At 61.9% G+C, this 19,751-nt stretch carries 18 protein-coding genes; 12 read left to right on the forward strand and 6 right to left on the reverse strand.

Features of this window, described 5'->3' with window-relative positions; all coding sequences use genetic code 11:
- Positions 1–79: 79 nt before the first annotated feature.
- The 4 genes from HBR93_RS16790 to HBR93_RS16805 all read left to right on the forward strand — a co-directional run bounded on the left by HBR93_RS16790 (position 80) and on the right by HBR93_RS16805 (position 3,140).
- Positions 80–388: an arsenate reductase gene (locus HBR93_RS16790; RefSeq protein ID WP_232545463.1), complete on the forward strand. Its 309-nt coding sequence runs from the start codon at positions 80–82 to the stop codon at positions 386–388.
- Between the two features lie 32 nt (positions 389–420).
- A complete protein-coding gene (gene dapD / locus HBR93_RS16795; protein ID WP_057439915.1) occupies positions 421–1,455 on the forward strand; it encodes a 2,3,4,5-tetrahydropyridine-2,6-dicarboxylate N-succinyltransferase in 1,035 nt (344 codons plus the stop codon).
- 69 nt (positions 1,456–1,524) lie between these two features.
- The gene (locus HBR93_RS16800) at positions 1,525–2,730 is read left to right on the forward strand and encodes a cysteine desulfurase (protein ID WP_057439916.1); all 1,206 of its coding nucleotides are present in this window, start codon (positions 1,525–1,527) and stop codon (positions 2,728–2,730) included.
- Positions 2,727–3,140, forward strand: coding sequence for a SufE family protein (locus HBR93_RS16805; protein ID WP_057439918.1), 414 nt, complete (start codon positions 2,727–2,729; stop codon positions 3,138–3,140). Before HBR93_RS16800 ends, HBR93_RS16805 begins: the two co-directional genes overlap by 4 nt.
- A 55-nt stretch (positions 3,141–3,195) precedes the next feature.
- On the opposite strand, the gene tcdA is transcribed toward HBR93_RS16805, so the two are convergent.
- Complete coding sequence (tcdA, locus tag HBR93_RS16810) at positions 3,196–4,011, reverse strand: tRNA cyclic N6-threonylcarbamoyladenosine(37) synthase TcdA (RefSeq protein ID WP_076962157.1); 816 nt, start codon at positions 4,009–4,011, stop codon at positions 3,196–3,198.
- A gap of 213 nt (positions 4,012–4,224) precedes the next feature.
- Between tcdA and HBR93_RS16815 the strand changes: the two genes are divergently transcribed.
- The 4 genes from HBR93_RS16815 (at position 4,225) to HBR93_RS16830 (ending at position 9,461) form a co-directional block, all read left to right on the forward strand.
- On the forward strand, positions 4,225–6,816 hold the full coding sequence (locus HBR93_RS16815) for a glycosyltransferase (RefSeq protein WP_057958688.1): 2,592 nt from the start codon (positions 4,225–4,227) through the stop codon (positions 6,814–6,816).
- A 233-nt stretch (positions 6,817–7,049) separates the two neighbouring features.
- The gene (gene dapE / locus HBR93_RS16820) at positions 7,050–8,201 is read left to right on the forward strand and encodes a succinyl-diaminopimelate desuccinylase (RefSeq protein ID WP_057441751.1); all 1,152 of its coding nucleotides are present in this window, start codon (positions 7,050–7,052) and stop codon (positions 8,199–8,201) included.
- Positions 8,201–9,010 (forward strand): putative RNA methyltransferase, encoded by an 810-nt coding sequence (locus HBR93_RS16825; protein ID WP_169960722.1) that lies wholly within the window; start codon positions 8,201–8,203, stop codon positions 9,008–9,010. Before dapE ends, HBR93_RS16825 begins: the two co-directional genes overlap by 1 nt.
- Before the next feature lie 73 nt (positions 9,011–9,083).
- Positions 9,084–9,461 (forward strand): hypothetical protein, encoded by a 378-nt coding sequence (locus HBR93_RS16830; RefSeq protein WP_057445111.1) that lies wholly within the window; start codon positions 9,084–9,086, stop codon positions 9,459–9,461.
- Positions 9,462–9,604: 143 nt separating this feature from the next.
- Here the strand turns inward: HBR93_RS16830 and HBR93_RS16835 are convergent, their stop codons facing one another.
- The gene (locus HBR93_RS16835) at positions 9,605–9,814 is read right to left on the reverse strand and encodes a cold-shock protein (RefSeq protein ID WP_057441757.1); all 210 of its coding nucleotides are present in this window, start codon (positions 9,812–9,814) and stop codon (positions 9,605–9,607) included.
- A gap of 179 nt (positions 9,815–9,993) precedes the next feature.
- Between HBR93_RS16835 and plsB the strand changes: the two genes are divergently transcribed.
- Genes plsB through HBR93_RS16850 form a run of 3 tightly spaced genes read left to right on the forward strand, consistent with a single transcriptional unit; the run spans position 9,994 to position 13,663 of the window.
- Positions 9,994–12,498, forward strand: a complete 2,505-nt coding sequence (gene plsB / locus HBR93_RS16840) for a glycerol-3-phosphate 1-O-acyltransferase PlsB (RefSeq protein ID WP_120731793.1) — start codon at positions 9,994–9,996, stop codon at positions 12,496–12,498.
- Positions 12,499–12,549: 51 nt separating this feature from the next.
- On the forward strand, positions 12,550–12,951 hold the full coding sequence (locus HBR93_RS16845; RefSeq protein WP_057958684.1) for a YbaY family lipoprotein: 402 nt from the start codon (positions 12,550–12,552) through the stop codon (positions 12,949–12,951).
- Between the two features lie 25 nt (positions 12,952–12,976).
- A complete protein-coding gene (locus HBR93_RS16850; RefSeq protein ID WP_057441761.1) occupies positions 12,977–13,663 on the forward strand; it encodes a DUF4197 domain-containing protein in 687 nt (228 codons plus the stop codon).
- Between the two features lie 83 nt (positions 13,664–13,746).
- Here the strand turns inward: HBR93_RS16850 and HBR93_RS16855 are convergent, their stop codons facing one another.
- The 3 genes from HBR93_RS16855 to HBR93_RS16865 form a co-directional block, all read right to left on the reverse strand.
- Positions 13,747–13,926, reverse strand: a complete 180-nt coding sequence (locus HBR93_RS16855; RefSeq protein ID WP_169960723.1) for a hypothetical protein — start codon at positions 13,924–13,926, stop codon at positions 13,747–13,749.
- Positions 13,927–14,064: 138 nt separating this feature from the next.
- Positions 14,065–17,130 (reverse strand): efflux RND transporter permease subunit, encoded by a 3,066-nt coding sequence (locus HBR93_RS16860; protein WP_169960724.1) that lies wholly within the window; start codon positions 17,128–17,130, stop codon positions 14,065–14,067.
- A 6-nt stretch (positions 17,131–17,136) separates the two neighbouring features.
- Entirely contained in the window at positions 17,137–18,240 is a 1,104-nt protein-coding gene (locus tag HBR93_RS16865) for an efflux RND transporter periplasmic adaptor subunit (RefSeq protein ID WP_057958680.1), read from the reverse strand.
- A 92-nt stretch (positions 18,241–18,332) separates the two neighbouring features.
- Here HBR93_RS16865 and HBR93_RS16870 point away from each other — a divergent pair, with 92 nt between their 5' ends.
- Positions 18,333–18,968, forward strand: a complete 636-nt coding sequence (locus HBR93_RS16870; protein WP_057958679.1) for a TetR/AcrR family transcriptional regulator — start codon at positions 18,333–18,335, stop codon at positions 18,966–18,968.
- On the opposite strand, the gene HBR93_RS16875 is transcribed toward HBR93_RS16870, so the two are convergent.
- A complete protein-coding gene (locus tag HBR93_RS16875) occupies positions 18,946–19,740 on the reverse strand; it encodes a class I SAM-dependent methyltransferase (RefSeq protein ID WP_057958678.1) in 795 nt (264 codons plus the stop codon). The two genes, HBR93_RS16870 and HBR93_RS16875, sit on opposite strands and share 23 nt — an antisense overlap.
- Positions 19,741–19,751: the final 11 nt, after the last annotated feature.

Consider the following 19,751-nt stretch of genomic DNA (forward strand, 5'->3'; position numbering starts at 1 on the left):
CCAGCAGCCCAAAGGGGGCAGTTCCTTGACCGATTCAAGCAAAACATTGCACCTTTTTGGCATCAAAGCCTGCGACACCATGAAAAAGGCCCGTACCTGGCTCGATGAAAATGCCATCAGCTATGAGTTTCATGACTACAAGACGGCCGGTATCGACCGCGAACACTTGACCCAATGGTGCAATGAGCACGGTTGGCAGGTGGTTTTGAACCGTGCAGGCACGACCTTTCGCAAACTCGAAGACGAACGCAAAGCCGATCTCGACCAGGCGAAAGCCGTTGAACTGATGCTCGCACAACCCTCGATGATCAAGCGCCCAGTGCTCGATCTCGGTGACAGAACCCTGATTGGCTTCAAGCCAGATAGTTATTCGGCGGCCCTCAAGTAGGCCAGCCACTTCATTTTTGTAGAGGTAACAGCATGTCCAATTCCCTGTTCAGCCTGGGCTTCGGCGTCGGCACCCAGAACCGCCAAGGTGCTTGGCTGGAAGTGTTTTACGCGCAGCCATTGCTCAACCCTTCGGCCGAAATCGTCGCTGCCATCGCGCCGATCCTTGGCTACACCGAAGGCAACCAGGCGATCACCTTCACCATTGCCCAAGCCTCGCAACTGGCTGATGCACTGAAAAATGTAGATGCCACCCAGGCCGCCCTGCTGACCCGCCTGGCCGAAAGCCACAAGCCGCTGGTCGCCACGTTGCTGGCCGAAGATGCCGCACTGACCTCCACCCCAGAGGCCTACCTCAAGCTGCATCTGCTCTCCCACCGCCTGGTCAAGCCCCATGGCCTGAGCCTGGCGGGTGTGTTCCCGCAACTGCCGAACGTGGCCTGGACCAGCCAGGGTGCGATCGACATCGGCGAACTGGCCGAGCGCCAACTGGAAGCGCGCCTGCGTGGCGAGCTGCTGGAAGTGTTCTCGGTGGACAAGTTCCCGAAAATGACCGACTACGTGGTCCCGGCCGGCGTGCGTATCGCCGATGCCGCACGTCTGCGCCTGGGTGCCTATGTGGGCGAAGGCACCACCGTGATGCACGAAGGCTTCATCAACTTCAATGCGGGCACCGAAGGCCCGGGCATGATTGAAGGCCGTGTATCGGCTGGCGTCTTCGTCGGCAAAGGTTCGGACCTGGGCGGCGGTTGCTCCACCATGGGCACCCTGTCGGGCGGCGGCAACATCGTGATCAAGGTGGGCGAAGGCTGCCTGATCGGCGCCAACGCCGGTATCGGTATCCCATTGGGCGACCGCAACACCGTGGAATCGGGCCTGTACGTGACTGCCGGCACTAAAGTGGCGCTGCTCGATGAGCAGAACCAACTGGTCAAGGTGGTCAAGGCCCGTGAACTGGCTGGCCAGCCGGACCTGCTGTTCCGCCGTAACTCCGAGACCGGTGCCGTGGAGTGCAAAACCCACAAGTCGGCCATCGAACTGAACGCAGCGCTGCACGCTCACAACTAAGCAGCGACTCGATGCCACCGGAACCGGCCGTGCCTTGCAGCACGGCCGGTTCATATGAGTCTTGAACCCATGCTTGTGCCCTCGCCCTGGCGCGCCGATTTCCCGGCCATCGCCACCTTGCAACGGCAAGACCAGACCTATCTGGACAACGCCGCTACCACGCAAAAACCTCAAGCCCTGCTGGACGCCCTTGGCCATTACTACGCCAATGGCGCGGCCAATGTGCACCGTGCCCAGCATTTGCCAGGCGCCCATGCGACCCAGGCGTTCGAGGACAGTCGCAGCAAAGTGGCGCAATGGCTCAACGTCGGTGACAGCGGGCAGATTATCTTTACCCACGGCGCGACGTCTGCGCTGAACCTCCTGGCCTATGGCCTGGAGCACCTTTTCAACCCGGGCGATGAGCTTGTCATCAGCGCCCTGGAACATCACGCCAACCTGCTGCCCTGGCAGCAACTGGCCAAACGCCGCGAGCTCACGCTGGTGGTGCTGCCCCTCGACGATGAGGGTTTGATCGACCTGCAAGCCGCCGCCACGATGATCGGCCCACGCACCCGCCTGCTGGCGGTGAGCCAGTTGTCCAACGTGCTGGGCGTCTGGCAGCCGTTGCCGCAGTTGCTGGCACTGGCCAAGGCCCACGACGCCTTGACCGTGGTGGATGGCGCCCAGGGCATCGTCCACGGTCGCCATGACGTGCAGGCCCTGGGCTGCGACTTCTATGTATTTTCCAGCCACAAACTTTATGGTCCGGACGGCGTCGGCGTGCTTTACGGCCGCACAGAAGCCCTGCATCGGCTGCGCCACTGGCAGTTTGGCGGCGAGATGGTGCAGCAGGCGGACTACCACAGCGCCAGCTTCCGTCCGGCGCCCCTGGGCTTCGAGGCGGGTACGCCACCGATTGCCGGGGTGATTGGCCTGGGGGCGACCCTGGATTACCTCAATTCCCTGGATCAACAGGCGGTGATCGCCCACGAAGCGGCACTGCACGACTACCTCTTGCGCGGCCTACAGGCACGCAAGGGCGTCCATCTGCTGGGCTCGCCGCAAGTCGCCCTGGCCAGCTTTGTGGTAGAGGGCGTGCATAACGCCGACCTCGCCCACCTGCTGACCGAGCAGGGCATCGCGGTACGCGCCGGTCATCACTGTGCGATGCCTTTGCTCAAGAGCCTGCATCTGTCGGGGGCGATCCGGGTTTCCCTGGCGTTGTACAACGACTCCGATGATCTGGAGCGTTTCTTTGAAGCGCTGGATCAGGCCCTGGACATGCTGCGATGAGCCTGCCCGCAGATGCACGTGTCGCGTTGCAGGCCTTTCAGGCCGTCGGCAGCTGGGAGCAACGCGCGCGCTTGTTGATGCAATGGGGCGAGCGGCTGCCGGCGTTGGCGGCTGAAGACAAGGTCGACGCCAACCTGGTGCAGGGCTGTGAAAGCCTGGTGTGGCTGGTGGGATGCTTGCGCGACGACCATTGGCAGTTTGCCGCCAGCAGTGATGCACGCTTGATTCGCGGGTTGGTGGCATTGCTGCTGGCGCGGGTCAATGGTCTGTCGGCGGAGGCGTTACAGGCAGTCGACCTGCCCGACTGGTTCAACCAGTTGGGGCTTTCCCGTCAATTGTCGCCGTCGCGCAGTAATGGCCTGAATGCGGTCCTGCAGCGCATGCGCCAATTGAGCCAAACACAAAACTGAATGTGGGAGCTGGCTTGCCTGCTCCCACACTGTGATGGATGTCCAGCCGTGAGATTCAGGCGGGCTTGACCCGCTCGGACGGCCTGCGCACCCCAGCCACAATCTTGTCCACCGCCTTGGTCGCCGCGACCATGCCAAAAGTTGCCGTCACCATCATCACCGCGCCAAACCCGCCGGCGCAGTCCAGCTTGACGCCATCACCGACAAAACTCTTTTGCAAACAGATGCTGCCATCGGGCTTGGGATAGCGCAGTTGTTCGGTGGAGAACACGCAAGGCACGCTGTAGTGCCGGGTCACGGTGCGCGAGAACCCGTAGTCGCGGCGCAAGGTGGAGCGCACTTTCGAGGCCAGCGGGTCGTTGAAGGTGCGGTTCAGGTCGCACACCTGGATCAGCGTCGGGTCAATTTGCCCGCCGGCGCCGCCGGTGGTGATGATCTGGATCTTGCGGCGCTTGCACCAGGCAATCAGCGCCGCCTTGGCGTTGACCGCGTCGATGCAGTCAATCACGCAGTCGATGGTCGGCGTGATGTACTCGGCCATGGTGTCGCGGGTTACGAAGTCCGCCACCGCGTGCACCGTGCAATCGGGGTTGATCGCACGCAGGCGTTCGGCCATCACTTCGACCTTGGGCTTGCCCACCGTGCTGTCCAGGGCGTGCAACTGACGGTTGCTGTTGCTGACGCACACGTCGTCCAGGTCAAACAGCGAAATCTCGCCCACCCCACAACGGGCCATGGCTTCAGCGGCCCACGAGCCGACACCGCCCACGCCGACGATGGCCACATGGGCCGCTTTCAAGCGTTCCAGGCCTTCAATGCCATACAAGCGGGCGACGCCGGCAAACCGTGGATCTTCTGTACTCATGACCATTACCCCAAAAACCGGCGCGCATTATAGGGCTACGCAGCGATAAGTTCTAAGCTACAAGCTATAAGTAAAGAACTTACCGACGCTTTCGCTGCCCAATGCCCGGTTTTTCCTGGCTTGCTGTACGCAGAGTGCAGGGCCGATGGTAGGATGCGCGCCGTTCGGCGTACACCAACACGTCTATTCGTTCCACACCCTTTGGAACCCGAAACAGCTATGTCATCGCGTAAATTTGGACTCAACCTGGTGGTGGTGCTGGCAATTGCCGCGCTGTTCACCGGTTTCTGGGCGCTGATCAACCGCCCGGTCACTACCCCCAACTGGCCTCAGCAGATTTCCGGGTTTTCTTACTCGCCGTTCCAGCAGGGCCAGTACCCGCAAAAAGACCAGTACCCGACCGACGAACAAATGCGTCAGGACCTTGCGATCATGAGCAAGCTGACGGACAACATTCGGACCTATTCGGTCGACGGCCCTCTGGGGAATATCCCCAAGCTGGCGGAAGAGTTCGGCCTGCGTGTGACCCTGGGGATCTGGATCAGCCCGGACCTTGAGCGCAACGAGCGCGAAATCCAGCGGGCCATCGAGATCGCCAACAGCTCGCGCAGCGTGGTACGTGTGGTGGTCGGCAACGAGGCCATCTTCCGCAAGGAGATTACCCCCGAAGAGCTGATTGTCCTGCTGGACCGGGTGCGCGCCGCCGTCAAAGTGCCAGTGACTACCTCCGAGCAGTGGCATATCTGGGAACACAACCCGCAACTGGGCAAGCATGTCGACCTGATCGCCGCGCACGTTCTGCCGTACTGGGAACATGTGCCGATGGCCCAGGCCGGGCAATTCGTCCTCGACCGGGCCAAGGATCTGAAGAAGACCTTCCCGAAAAAGCCATTGCTGCTGTCGGAAGTCGGCTGGCCGAGCAATGGCCGCATGCGCGGTGGCGCGGACGCCTCCCCGGCTGACCAGGCCATTTACCTGCGCACTCTGGTCAACAAGCTGAACCGCCAGGGCTACAACTACTTCGTGATCGAAGCCTTCGACCAACCCTGGAAAGCCAGTGACGAAGGCTCGGTAGGCGCCTATTGGGGCGTGTTCAACGCCGCGCGCCAGCAGAAATTCAACTTTGAAGGGCCGGTCGTGGCGATTCCGCAATGGCGGGTGCTGGCCATCGGCTCGGTGGTGTTGGCACTGCTGTCGCTGACCTTGCTGATGATCGACGGCTCGTCCCTGCGCCAGCGTGGTCGCACCTTCCTGACCTTTATCGCGTTCCTGTGCGGCTCGGTGCTGGTCTGGATCGGCTACGACTACAGCCAGCAATACAGCACCTGGTTCAGTCTGACTGTGGGCTTCTTGCTCGCGCTGGGTGCCATGGGCGTGTTTATCGTGTTGCTGACCGAGGCCCATGAACTGGCGGAAGCGGTCTGGACCCACAAACGCCGGCGTGAATTCCTGCCGGTTGAAGGGGATTCGGACTACCGCCCGAAAGTCTCCATCCATGTGCCGTGCTACAACGAGCCGCCGGAAATGGTCAAACAGACCCTCGACGCCCTGGCCGCCCTCGATTACCCGGACTACGAAGTCCTGATCATCGACAACAACACCAAGGACCCGGCGGTGTGGGAACCGGTACGCGACTACTGCCTGACCCTGGGCCCGCGCTTCAAGTTCTTCCACGTCGCGCCCCTGGCCGGCTTCAAGGGTGGCGCGCTGAACTACCTGATCCCGCACACCGCCAAGGATGCCGAAGTGATCGCGGTGATCGACTCGGACTACTGTGTATCGCCCAACTGGCTCAAGCACATGGTGCCGCACTTCGCCGACCCGAAAATCGCCGTGGTGCAATCGCCCCAGGATTACCGCGACCAGAACGAAAGCACCTTCAAGAAGCTCTGCTACGCCGAATATAAAGGCTTCTTCCATATCGGCATGGTCACCCGCAACGACCGCGACGCGATCATCCAGCACGGCACCATGACCATGACCCGCCGCTCGGTGCTCGAAGAACTGGGCTGGGCCGACTGGTGTATCTGTGAAGACGCCGAACTGGGCCTACGGGTATTCGAGAAAGGTCTGTCGGCTGCGTACTACCACACCAGCTACGGCAAGGGCCTGATGCCCGATACCTTTATCGACTTCAAGAAACAGCGGTTCCGCTGGGCCTATGGTGCGATCCAGATCATCAAGCGCCACACCGCCAGCCTGCTGCGCGGCAAGGACACTGAGCTGACCCGTGGCCAGCGCTACCACTTCCTCGCGGGCTGGTTGCCGTGGGTAGCGGACGGCATGAACATCTTCTTCACCGTCGGTGCCCTGTTGTGGTCGGCGGCGATGATCATTGTGCCGACCCGGGTCGACCCGCCGTTGCTGATCTTCGCAATCCCGCCGTTGGCGCTGTTTGTGTTCAAGGTCGGCAAGATCATCTTCCTCTACCGCCGCGCCGTTGGTGTGAACCTCAAGGATGCGTTCTGCGCAGCCCTGGCCGGGTTGGCGTTGTCCCATACCATCGCCAAGGCAGTGCTGTATGGCTTCTTCACCACCAGTATTCCGTTCTTTCGTACACCGAAAAACGCGGATAACCACGGCTTCTGGGTAGCGATTTCCGAAGCCCGCGAAGAGATGTTCATTATGTTGCTGCTGTGGGGCGCGGCGCTGGGGATCTACCTGGTGCAGGGCCTGCCAAGCAATGACATGCGCTTCTGGGTGGTGATGCTGCTGGTGCAATCACTGCCGTATGTGGCGGCGCTGATCATGGCATTCCTCTCGTCACTGCCGAAACCGGCAGCGGTGGCGGAGCCCGCGACGGCCGCGTAAAAACTTGCGCAATGCACTAAACGGCGGCCTCTGGTCGCCGTTTTGCTATAAGATAACGGCCCTTTATGGGTTCAGGCAGCCACTGCCCCCCCTTGTGGGAGCGGGCTTGCCCGCGATGGCATCGCTGCGGTGCAAGTGCTACACCGCGGCGCCTGCACCGCGGGCAAGCCCGCTCCCACATTGGATATATTTCACTCTCGTCTTGCGCCCTGACACACCTTCGGAGTTTTCCCATGACGGCCCACGCCGACCTTTCGCCGACCCTCCAACTCGCTATCGACTTGATCCGCCGCCCGTCGGTGACACCGATCGACGCCGATTGCCAGAAGCTGATGATGCAGCGCCTGGGCGACGCCGGCTTTGCGCTTGAGCCGATGCGCATCGAGGATGTGGACAACTTCTGGGCCACCCACGGCAAGCATGAAGGCCCGGTGCTGTGCTTCGCCGGCCACACCGACGTGGTCCCGACCGGCCCGGTGCAGGCCTGGCAGAATGACCCGTTCGACGCACTGATCGACGAACACGGCATGTTGTGCGGGCGTGGCGCGGCCGACATGAAGGGCAGCCTGGCCGCGATGCTGGTAGCCTCCGAGCGCTTTGTGAGGGACTACCCGGACCACAAGGGTTCGGTGGCGTTCCTGATCACCAGCGACGAAGAAGGCCCGGCGCACCACGGCACCAAGGCAGTGATCGAGCGCCTGGCAGCACGCAAGGAGCGCCTGGACTGGTGCATCGTCGGTGAACCGTCGAGCACCACCCTGGTGGGCGATGTGGTCAAGAACGGCCGTCGCGGCTCCCTCGGTGCGACCCTGACCGTGCGCGGTGTGCAAGGCCACGTGGCTTACCCGCACCTGGCAAAGAACCCGATCCACCTGGCCGCCCCGGCCCTGGCCGAACTGGCCGCCGAGCATTGGGACAACGGCAATACCTTCTTCCCGCCGACCAGCTTCCAGATTTCCAACCTCAATTCCGGCACCGGCGCCACCAACGTGATCCCGGGTGACCTGACGGCGGTGTTCAACTTCCGTTTCTCCACCGAGTCCACCGTCGAAGGCCTGCAACAGCGGGTCGCGGCGATTCTCGACAAGCACGGCCTGGACTGGCATGTGGAGTGGGCGCTGTCGGGCCTGCCGTTCCTGACCGAGCCGGGCGCGCTGCTCGATGCGGTGTCCGCCAGCATCAAGGCCATTACCGGCCGCGAGACCCAGGCGTCCACCAGTGGCGGCACCTCCGACGGGCGCTTTATCGCGACCCTCGGCACTCAAGTGGTGGAACTGGGCCCGGTCAACGCGACGATCCATCAGGTCAATGAGCGCATTCTGGCCAGCGACCTCGATGTGCTGACCGAAATCTACTACCAGACCCTGATCAAGTTGCTCGCCTGATGCTTGCTTGCCCCATTTGCAGTGCGCCCCTCAATGAGGTGGATAGTGGCGTGGTATGCCCGGCCGGGCACCGGTTCGACCGGGCCCGCCAGGGTTACCTGAACCTGTTGCCGGTGCAGCACAAGAACAGCCGTGACCCAGGCGATAACCTGGCCATGGTGCAAGCGCGCCGCGACTTCCTCAATGCCGGGCACTACGCGCCAGTGGCCAGGCGCCTGGCCGCCCTGGCAGCCGAACGCAAACCCCAGCGCTGGCTGGATATCGGTTGCGGCGAAGGCTACTACACCGCGCAAATCGCCGATGCCCTGCTGCGCGCCGATGGTTATGCCCTGGATATTTCCAAGGAAGCAGTCAAGCGCGCGTGCAAACGCAACCCGACGCTGACTTGGCTGATCGCCAGTATGGCCCGCGTGCCGCTGGCCGACGGCAGTTGCCAGTTCCTCGCCAGCGTGTTCAGCCCCCTGGACTGGCAGGAAGCCAAGCGCCTGCTCAGCCCCGGCGGCGGCCTGATGAAGGTCGGGCCGACCAGCGGCCACCTGATGGAACTGCGCGAACGCCTGTACGACGAAGTGCGCGAGTACACCGACGACAAGCACCTGGCCCTGGTGCCAGAAGGCATGAGTCTGCAACACAGCGAAGTGCTGGAGTTCAAGCTCAGCCTGGCCGCCCCCGAGGACCGCGCCAATCTGCTGGCGATGACCCCCCATGGCTGGCGTGCCAGCGCCGAGCGCCGCGCCCAGGTGATCGAGCAGGCTGAACCGCTGCTGGTCACCGTGTCGATGCGCTACGACTATTTCGTGCTTCAATAACCGACTATTCCGGGCCTTTGCGCCCACCCTGAATCCGCGAATGGATTTTCGAATCCCGCAACGAGGAACATCCATGCGCCAACCCGATATCGAGATTTACCTCAAGGACGCCGACGTCGACTACAAGGCTATCGCCGCCTGGCTCGGCGCTGCCCTGGGGCCGTGCACCGACTGGGTACAGAAGGGCCAGACCTACAAGTGCAAGGCCGGCAATGTGCCAGTGACCTGGCTGCCCAAGGCCGTGGGCAAATGGAACAGCCTGTACCTGGAAAGCGACCAGACCCCGTGGGAAGACGACATCGCCTGCGCCCGTGCGGCCTTTGCCGCGCTGAACGTTGAAGTGCGCTGCGCGCCGGGGACGTGGGTCGAGGAAGAAGGTGAAGAAAGCGCCGACACCTGGATTCGGATCAGCACCGACGGTGAAGAGCAGATCACCTGGAAAACCACCTGATTCTGAACTGTGAACCCAATCAGATGTGGGAGCGGGCTTGCTCGCGAAAGCAGTCAATCAGTCAACCTCTACAGTGACTGATTCAGCGCTTTCGCGAGCAAGCCCGCTCCCACATGGGTTCAGCGGCGTTGCAGAAACCTGCTTTAAAGACCGACTACATCCTCAGCCTGCAAGCCCTTGTCGCCGGTCACCACGGCGTATTCCACCTGCTGGCCCTCGGCCAGGGAGCGGTGTCCTTCACCGCGGATAGCGCGGTAGTGCACAAACACATCCTTGCCATCCTCCCGCTGGATAAAACCATAGCCCTTGGCGTCGTTGAACCACTTCACATTGCCGGTTTCGCGCGTTGTCATCTGTTTGCTCCCACTGGTTTTTATTGTTGAGTCAGTCGCATTGAACTGCCGAGTATAAGACAGGCTCAAAAACGATCAACTCAACTTTACATCGCTGCTTTTTTGCCGATTTTCGGCGAATACGGCACACTACCCGCCCGAGCGCCTGCTCGGTTTTTTCCACTCAAAGCAGCACGCCTATGACCCGCTCCCCGTTCCGCCGTCTGGTATTTGGCACCTTGCGCCGACTGTTGTACCTCTGGGTTCGCTCGGAGACGATCAACCAGTCGTCCCTCACCCTTAACCTGGACCGCAGCCGGCCGGTGTTCTACGTCCTGCAATCGCCCTCCCTGACCGAACTGGCCGTGGTGGATGCCGAGTGCACCAAGGCCGGCTTGCCGCGCCCGGTGCTGCCGGTGTCCGTTGGCCCGTTGATGGAACCGGCGGCGTTCTTCTACCTGACCCCGGACCCGGACTGGCTCGGCCGCCAGGACAAGCGCGGCGCGCCGCCGACCCTGACCCGCCTGGTCAACACCCTGACCGAGCATGCCGAAGAAAACGCCCAGATCATTCCGGTCAGCGTGTTCTGGGGCCAGTCGCCCGCCAGCGAGTCGAGCCCCTGGAAACTGCTGTTCGCCGACAGTTGGGCAGTCACCGGGCGCCTGCGCCGGCTGTTGAGCATCCTGATCCTGGGGCGCAAGACCCGAGTGCAATTCTCTGCGCCAATCAACCTGCGTGAATTGATCGAGCACAATAAAGGTCACGAACGCACCGTACGAATGGCCCAACGGATCCTGCGGGTACACTTTCGCAACCTGAAGACTGCGGTGATCGGCCCCGACCTGTCCCACCGGCGCAACCTGGTCAAAGGCCTGGTGAATATGCCACTGGTGCGCCAGGCGATCCTCGACGAGGCCGAGCGGGAAAAGATCACCCCGGAAAAAGCCAAGGCCCAGGCCCTGCGCTATGGCAACGAAATTGCCTCGGACTACACCTACACCGCCATCCGCTTCCTCGAAGTGGTGCTGAGCTGGTTCTGGAACAAGATCTACGACGGCATCAAGGTCAACAATATCGAAGGTGTGCAAAAGGTCGCCCAGGGCTACGAAGTGATCTACGTGCCCTGCCACCGCAGCCATATCGACTACCTGCTGCTGTCTTACCTCCTATTCAAGAACGGCCTGACCCCGCCGCACATTGCTGCCGGGATTAATCTCAATATGCCGGTGATCGGCAGCCTGTTGCGCCGCGGCGGGGCGTTTTTCATGCGCCGTACCTTCAAAGGCAACCCGCTGTACACCTCGGTGTTCAACGAATACCTGCATACCCTGTTCACCAAGGGCTTCCCGGTGGAGTACTTCGTCGAAGGCGGCCGCTCGCGCACCGGGCGCATGTTGCAACCCAAGACCGGGATGCTGGCGATCACCCTGCGCAGCTTCCTGCGCTCCTCGCGCATGCCCATCGTGTTTGTGCCGGTGTATATCGGCTATGAACGGGTGCTGGAAGGCCGCACCTACCTGGGCGAACTGCGCGGGGCGACGAAAAAGAAAGAGTCGATCTTCGATATCTTCAAGGTCATTGGCGCGCTGAAGCAGCGCTTTGGCCAGGTGGCGGTCAACTTCGGCGAGCCGATCAAGCTGGCGGAATTCCTCGACCAGGAGCAACCGGACTGGCGCGCCCAGGATCTGGCACCGAACTACAAGCCGGCCTGGTTGAATGAGACCACCAACCGCCTCGGCGAGCGCGTGGCCCAGCACCTCAACGAGGCGGCCGCGATCAACCCGGTGAACCTGGTAGCGTTGGCGCTACTGTCCACCAGCCGCCTGGCCCTGGACGACCAGGCCATGGCCCGGGTGCTGGACCTGTACCTGGCGCTGCTGCGCCGGGTGCCCTACTCGCCTCACACCACGCTGCCCGAAGGTGACGGCCAGGCCTTGATCAAGCACGTCAAGGACATGAACCTGCTGTCGGAACAGAGTGATGCCCTGGGCAAGATCCTCTATCTGGACGAGCAAAACGCCGTCCTGATGACCTATTACCGCAACAACGTGCTGCATATCTTCGCCCTGCCGGCGCTGTTGGCCAGCTTCTTCCAGAGCAGCTCGCGCATGAGCCGCGAACAGATCCTGCGCTACACCCGTGCGCTCTATCCGTACCTGCAATCGGAGTTGTTCATCCGCTGGACCCTGGACGAACTTGACGCAGTGGTCGACCAGTGGCTCGAAGCCTTGGTAGAACAAGGTCTGCTGCGCTTTGAAAACAACATCTACCTGCGCCCGGCGCCCAGCTCGCGCAACTTTGTGCTGCTGACCCTGCTGTCCAAGAGCATTGCCCAGACCCTGCAACGCTTCTACATGGCCATTTCCCTGCTGCTCAACAGCGGCCAGAACAGCATCAGCGCCGAAGAGCTGGAAGACTTGTGCACGGTCATGGCCCAGCGCCTGTCGATCCTGCATGGCCTGAATGCCCCGGAGTTCTTCGATAAGAGCCTTTTCCGACATTTTATTCAGACGCTGCTCGAGCAAGATGTGCTGCGTCGCGATGAAGCCGGCAAGTTGAGTTACCACGACCTGCTCGGCGAATTGGCCGAAGGCGCAGCCAAACGGGTGTTGCCGGCGGAGATTCGCCTGTCGATCCGCCAGGTCGCGTTGCACCGCAATGAAGAAGCGCCCGCACCGGACGCCGAGGCGGACGAAACCCGCTAGATTTACCAGGGCGCCAGGGTGTTTCTGGCGCCGTTGACAAGGAGCTGTACCATGAAAAAAATCATCCTCTTGGGCCTGACCGCCCTGCTGGGAGCCTGTCACTCGATGAATCCTGCGCCCAAAGCCAGCCTTGATGGCGAGGTGTTCTACCTGCAACGCATCGCCCTGCCGCCTGCCGCGACCTTGAGCGTCAGCCTGCAGGATGTGTCCCTGGCCGATGCGCCCGCCGTCACCCTGGCCGAGCAGAAAGGCCCGGTCAACGGCCAGGTGCCGCTGCCCTTCCACCTGAGCTACGACCCGGCCCAGGTCAAGCCTGGCCACAGCTATTCGGTCAGCGCTCGCATCGAGCTGGATGGCAAGCTAATGTTTATCACCACCGAGCGCCATTCGGTGCAGTTGAACGGCCAGGATTCCCAGCCGCTGCGCCTGCGCGTTGACGCCGTTGCCCACTGATCCAGTCGATTAAAAGGAAGCGCCCATGCTCCGTAACTCTCTTCGCCTCACCACCTTGTGTGCCGGCCTGCTGCTCGGTGCCAACGCCATGGCCCTGTCCCTCGGCGACCTGTCCCAGGGCGACGCTACCGGCGGCCTCAAGGACGCCCTGACCCAAGGCGCACAGATAGCCGTCAAGCAACTGGGGGCTCCCGGTGGCTTCAGCAACAACCCCGAGGTCAAGATCGGTTTGCCGGGCAAGCTGGAGAAAGCTGCCGGCGCCCTGAAAATGCTCGGCATGGGCGATCAGATCACCCAGCTTGAAGCCAGCATGAACAAGGCCGCCGAATCCGCCGTGACCCAGGCCCAGCCGATTCTGGTGAATGCCGTGAAAAACATGAGCGTGAACGACGCCAAGGGCATCCTCAGCGGTGGCCAGGATTCGGCGACCCAGTATCTGGACAAAAGCAGCCGTGAGCAGATCCGCGCCAAGTTCCTGCCGATCGTCAAGCAATCCACGGACAAGGTCGGTGTAGCCCAGCAATACAACGCGCTCGCCAAAAAGGCGCCCCTGGGTTTACTGGGTGGCAAGAGCGACAGCGTCGAAAACTACGTGACTGAGCAAGCGCTGGACGGCCTGTTCAAGATGATTGCCCAACAGGAAGAAAGCATTCGCCAGAACCCGGCAGCCGCCGCGACCAGCCTGGCGAAGAAAGTGTTCGGTGCCCTCTAGGTATACCGTCGGTAACAAACAACAACGCCCCGAATAATTGGGGCGTTGGTGTTATTGCCCAGCGGACCTGCCCCTTACTACCATCAGCTGTAGCTGATTTTTCCCTCGTACTTGATGGTACTGGAGAACTGCGGCGGTTGAGCGTGGTGGTGGTGGCAGGGCGGAGGCTTGCATTTGGATTTACCGCGCTTGCCCATTTTGAAGGCCATCATCGGCATCATGCCCAGACCTATACCTACACCACCCATTGCAAATAAACCCATAGGTAATTCCTCGCAGGTTGATAAAGCCTTGTTCTGTAACAACCCCGTTGCCAGAAGAAGGTACCTGTAACTCAGGTACCCCTAAGTGGCAAACACGCAGGAAAAGGTTCCTAAACCGCGTAGCCGATTCACGCAGGCTTATGCCGAGCGCGGCTTGACCCGGAACCACGCCGCATACAGCGCCGGCAAAAACAGCAGCGTCAACGCCGTCGCCACAATCAACCCACCCATGATCGCCACCGCCATCGGCCCGAAAAACACACTGCGCGACAGCGGGATCATCGCCAACACCGCCGCCAGGGCCGTCAGCACAATCGGCCGGAAGCGCCGCACGGTGGCTTCGATAATCGCCTGCCAAGGCTCCAGGCCCGCCTTGATGTCCTGCTCGATCTGGTCCACCAGGATCACCGAGTTACGCATGATCATCCCCGACAACGCGATGGTCCCCAACATGGCCACGAAGCCAAACGGCTGGCGGAACACCAGCAGGAACAGCGTCACCCCGATCAGCCCCAGCGGCGCGGTCAGGAACACCATGGCAGTGCGCGAGAAGCTGCGCAGTTGCAGCATCAGCAAGGTCAGCACCACCACGATAAACAGCGGCACCCCGGCCTTCACCGAGTTCTGCCCTCGGGCGGAGTCTTCCACGGTGCCGCCCACGTCCAGCAGGTAACCGTCCGGCAATTCGGCACGTACATCTGCCAGGGTCGGCAGGATCTGCTGGACCAGGGTCGCCGGTTGCTCCTTGCCGTAGATATCAGCACGTACAGTCACCGTTGGCAGGCGGTTGCGGTGCCAGATAATGCCTTCCTCGAAGCCATATTCCAGGGTGGCGATCTGCGACAGCGCCACGCTGGTGCCGTTGTCGGTCGGCACCGCCAGGCTCGGCAGCAGCGACAATTCGGTGCGCTCATGCACGGTGCCGCGCAGGAGGATTTCGATCAACTCGTTGTCTTCCCGGTATTGGCTGACGCTGGAGCCGGTCAGGGAGCTCTGGAGGAATTTCGACAGGTTGGCGGTGCTCACGCCCAAGGCCCGGGCGCGGTCCTGGTCGACATTGAGGTAGACGATCTTGCTCGGCTCTTCCCAGTCCAGATGCACGTTGGCCACGTGGCTGTTCTCACGCACTTTGGCCGCGACCTTGCGCGCCAGGGCACGTACTTCTTCGATGTGCTCGCCGGTCACGCGGAACTGCACCGGGTAACCAACCGGCGGGCCGTTCTCCAGGCGGGTGACCCGCGAACGCAGGTCGGGGAATTGCTCGTTGAGGGTTTCGATCAACCAGGTGCGCAGGGTTTCGCGCTCCTCGATGGTCTTGGCCAACACCACAAACTGGGCAAAGCTGGCCGCCGGCAGTTGCTGGTCCAGGGGCAGGTAGAAGCGCGGTGAGCCGGTGCCGACATAGGCCACGTAGTTTTCGATCCCCTCATGCGCCTTGAGCAAGCCTTCGAGACGCTTGACCTGCTCGGCGGTGCTGCTCAGGGAGGCGCCTTCCGCCAGTTTCAGGTCGACCATCAGTTCCAGGCGTCCGGACGCCGGGAAGAATTGTTGCGGGACAAAACGGAACAGCGCCACCGAGCCGATAAACAGCAGCACCGTCAGCACAATCACGGTTTTGCGGCGACGCACGCACCACTCCACCCAGCGGCGTACGCGCTGGTAGAACGGCGTACCGTACGGATCCGGCCCATCAGTACCGTGCTTGGCCGCATGAATTTTCGCCAGATCCGGCAGGAGCTTTTCCCCCAGATACGGCACAAACACCACAGCGGCGACCCACGAGGCCAGCAGCGCGATGGTCACCACCTGAAAGATCGAGCGGGTGTATTCGCCGGTACTCGATTGCGCGGTGGCAATCGGCAGGAAGCCGGCTGCGGTGATCAGCGTACCGGTGAGCATCGGAAACGCCGTACTGGTCCAGGCGAAACTGGCTGCCTTGAGACGGTCGTAGCCCTGCTCCATTTTGATCGCCATCATTTCCACGGCGATGATCGCGTCGTCCACCAACAGGCCCAGGGCCAGGACCAGCGCCCCCAGGGAAATCTTGTGCAGGCCGATCCCCAGGTAATACATGCAGGCAAACGTCATCGCCAACACCAGCGGAATCGCCAGTGCCACCACCATGCCGGTGCGCACACCGAGGGAGAAGAAACTCACCAGCAATACAATCGCCAAGGCCTCGGCCAAGACCTGGACGAATTCGCCCACGCTGGTCTTCACCGCAGCCGGCTGGTCCGATACCTTGCGCAGTTCCATGCCTGCCGGAAGGTTCTTCTGCAGGCGTGCGAACTCGCCCTCCAGGGCCTTGCCCAGTACCAGGATATCGCCACCATCGCGCATGGCCACGGCCAGGCCGATTGCGTCGTCACCCATATAGCGCATACGTGGCGCCGGTGGGTCGTTGAAGCCCCGGTGAATCTCGGCCACATCGCCGATGCGGAAGGTGCGGTCGCCGACGCGGATCGGGAAATTGCGGATCTCTTCGACCGTCTTGAAGTTACCCGACACCCGCAGTTGCACGCGCTCGCTCGGGGTCTCAAAGAACCCGGCGGTGGACACCGCGTTCTGCTCCTGCAACGCCTGCTGCACCGCCGCCAGGGGCAGGCCGAGGGTGGCGAGCTTGAGGTTGGACAGCTCGATCCAGATCTTCTCGTCCTGCAACCCCAGCAGATCGACCTTGCCCACATCCGGCACCCGTTGCAGCTGGATCTGGATGCGGTCGGCGTAGTCCTTGAGCACCGCGTAGTCAAAACCCTCGCCGGTCAGGGCGTAGATATTGCCAAAGGTGGTGCCGAATTCGTCGTTGAAGAACGGGCCCTGGATGTCCGGTGGCAGGGTCTGGCGGATATCGCTGATCTTCTTGCGCACCTGGTACCACAGGTCGGGAATCTGCGCCGAGTGCATCGAGTCCCGCGCAATAAACGTGACCTGGGATTCGCCCGGGCGGGAGAACGAGACAATGCGCTCGTACTCGCCGGTTTCCATTAGCTTCTTTTCAATGCGCTCGGTGACCTGGCGCGAGACTTCCTGGGCCGTGGCCCCTGGCCAGTTGGTCTTGATGACCATGGCTTTGAAGGTGAACGGCGGGTCTTCACTTTGCCCCAGCTTGGTGTAGGACAACGTACCGACGACGGCCAGCAGCAGCATCAGGAACAGGACGATCTGGCGATTGCGCAACGCCCATTCGGAAAGATTGAAACCCATCGGGGACTACTCCTTGTTGGCCGCCAGATTCACCACCCGGTTGGAGCGATCCACCGGGCGTACTTGCTGGCCCTCATGGAGCACATGGACACCGGCGGCAATCACCCAGTCGGAGGGGCTCAGGCCTTCAAGCACCGGTACGCTTTTTTCGCCGAACGCGCCGATGCGCACCGCCGTGCGCTTGAGGGTGTTATCCGGCTTGACCAACCAGACGTAGGACGCGCCGTTCTCTGCGCTGAGGGCAGACAGCGGTACCGATAACGGAATCACGCCGTCGGCCTGGATAAAGACCCGCGCGCTCTGCCCCAGCTCCGCCGGGACTTTACCGGCGTTGAAGGCGACACGGGCGGCGAAGGTGCGCGACTTGGGATCGGCCGCCGGCGACAGCTCGCGAATGCGCCCCTCGAAGCGTTGGTCGGGCTGGCTCCACAGCTCCACGGAGACCGGCTGGCCGACCTTGAAGCGACCGAAGCTCTGCTCCGGGAAGCTGATCAACACTTCACGCTCGCCATCGGTGGCCAGGGTGAACACGGTCTGCCCGGCCGACACCACTTGCCCGACTTCCACTGCACGCTTGGCGACCACGCCATCCTGGGGCGCGCGCAGCACGGCATAGCCGGCCTGGTTGTTGGCCACGTCGAATTCAGCCTTGATCTGCTGCAGGCGTGCGACACCAGAACGGTAGAGGTTTTCGGAATTGTCGTACTGGGAACGGCTGACCATCTGACGGTCCATCAGGGTCTTGTAGCGATCACGCTCGGCCCGCACCAGGCTCAGGTTGGCCTCGGCTGCCGTGACCTGGGCACGGGTGGCCTGCAGTTGCAGGCGTACATCCTGGGGATCGAGTTCTGCCAGCGGCTGGTTGGCCTTGACGCGCTCGCCCTCCTCCACCAGCCGGCGACTGACTTTGCCACCAATGCGAAAGGCCAGGTCCGGCTCATAACGGGCGCGAACCTCGCCTGGATAACTGTCCATTGCCAGCGCCGAGGGCTGTGGCTGCACCACCATGGCCGGGCGGACGGTGGTTTGGGCCGCTTCTTCATGGCCGCAGGCAGCCAATAAAAGAGCAAGGCTGGCAGGCAACGCGAGGTGCAGGAAAATGCTGCGCATGCTGAAGGACCTTTCGCAAATGGTGCTTGGAGTAATTATACTGGCCAGTATGTTATTAATACCAAACTCACCAGTCCAGTATTAAAGTGAAAATGTCCGACAATCCTGTAAACACCAATAGCCCCGGGCGTCCCAAGGACATGGCAAAACGCCAGGCAATCCTCGACGCGGCGAAAATCCTGTTTTTGAGCAATGGTTACGCGAGTACCAGCATGGATGCCGTGGCCGTTGAGGCTGGCGTGTCGAAACTGACGGTCTACAGCCACTTCACCGACAAGGAAACGCTGTTCACCGCCGCCGTCGAAGCCAAGTGCGAAGCACAACTGCCGGTGATGTATTTCGAGTTGCCGGACGACGTGCCAGTGGAGAAGGTGCTGCTGAACATCGCCCGAGGCTTTCACCTGCTGATCAACAGCGAGGAATCGGTGAACCTGCATCGCCTGATGATGACCTCAGGCAATCAGGATCCGAAGCTGTCGCAGATCTTCTTCGAAGCCGGCCCCATGCGGATGTTGCAGGGCATGGAGCGCCTGCTGGGCAAGATCAATCAAAGTGGCGCATTGCGCATCGACAAGCCATTTACCGCAGCCGAGCACTTCTTTTGCCTGCTCAAGGGCACGGCAAACTTCTGCTTGCTGTATGGCTGCGGCGAACGCTTGAGCGAAGCGGCCGCCGAGGAGCATGTGCAGGAAGTGGTGGGATTGTTTATGCGGGCGTACCGGCCTTGAGCGCTTTCTTGGGATAAATATCGTACCGGCTGGATTTGCCATCCAGCGCATGGCTCGGCTTGGGCCCCTCAATGCACGGCGCCTTGCGTGGGCGCTTCACCACCACCCGGTGGCTGGCCAGGGCCAAGGCCGCCGCGAGCAATGCCGGGGCATCCGGATCGTCACCCACCAGCGGGCGGAACAGGCGCATTTCCTTCTTCACCAGGGCGGTTTTCTCCCGATGGGGAAACATTGGGTCGAGGTAGATCACCTGCGGCGGCTCACCTTCCCAATTACGCATCACCTCGATGGAATTGCCCTTGAGCAGGGTCATCCGCGCAACAATCGGCGCCACTTCAAAATCCTCCGCCCCACGCGCCAGACCATCTTCGAGCAAGGCACCGATCAACGGCTGACGTTCGATCAGGCTCATCTCGCAGCCCAGGCTGGCCAGCACGAAGGCATCCTTACCCAGGCCGGCCGTGGCATCCAGCACTCGCGGGCGCACGCCTTGAGAGACCCCCACCGCCTTGGCAATCATCTGCCCGCTGCCACCCCCATAGAGCCGCCGATGGGCAGCACCGCCCTCGACAAAATCCACTCGCACCGGGCCAGGCGCATCCGGGCCCAGCTGTTGCAGCTGCAGGCCATGCTCACCCACTTGCAGGGCAAAATCGGCGTCCGCCAGTTGCACAGGCAAACCGAGCTGCTCGGCCCAGTGCTGGGCACGGGCCTGAAAACCGTCGGCCAAGGCCTCGACCCGAATGCGGCTGGCCGCGGGTTGTTCGCTCATCGTTTACTACG

The organism is Pseudomonas sp. WS 5411 (assembly GCF_012985595.1).
Lineage (GTDB): Bacteria > Pseudomonadota > Gammaproteobacteria > Pseudomonadales > Pseudomonadaceae > Aquipseudomonas > Aquipseudomonas shahriarae.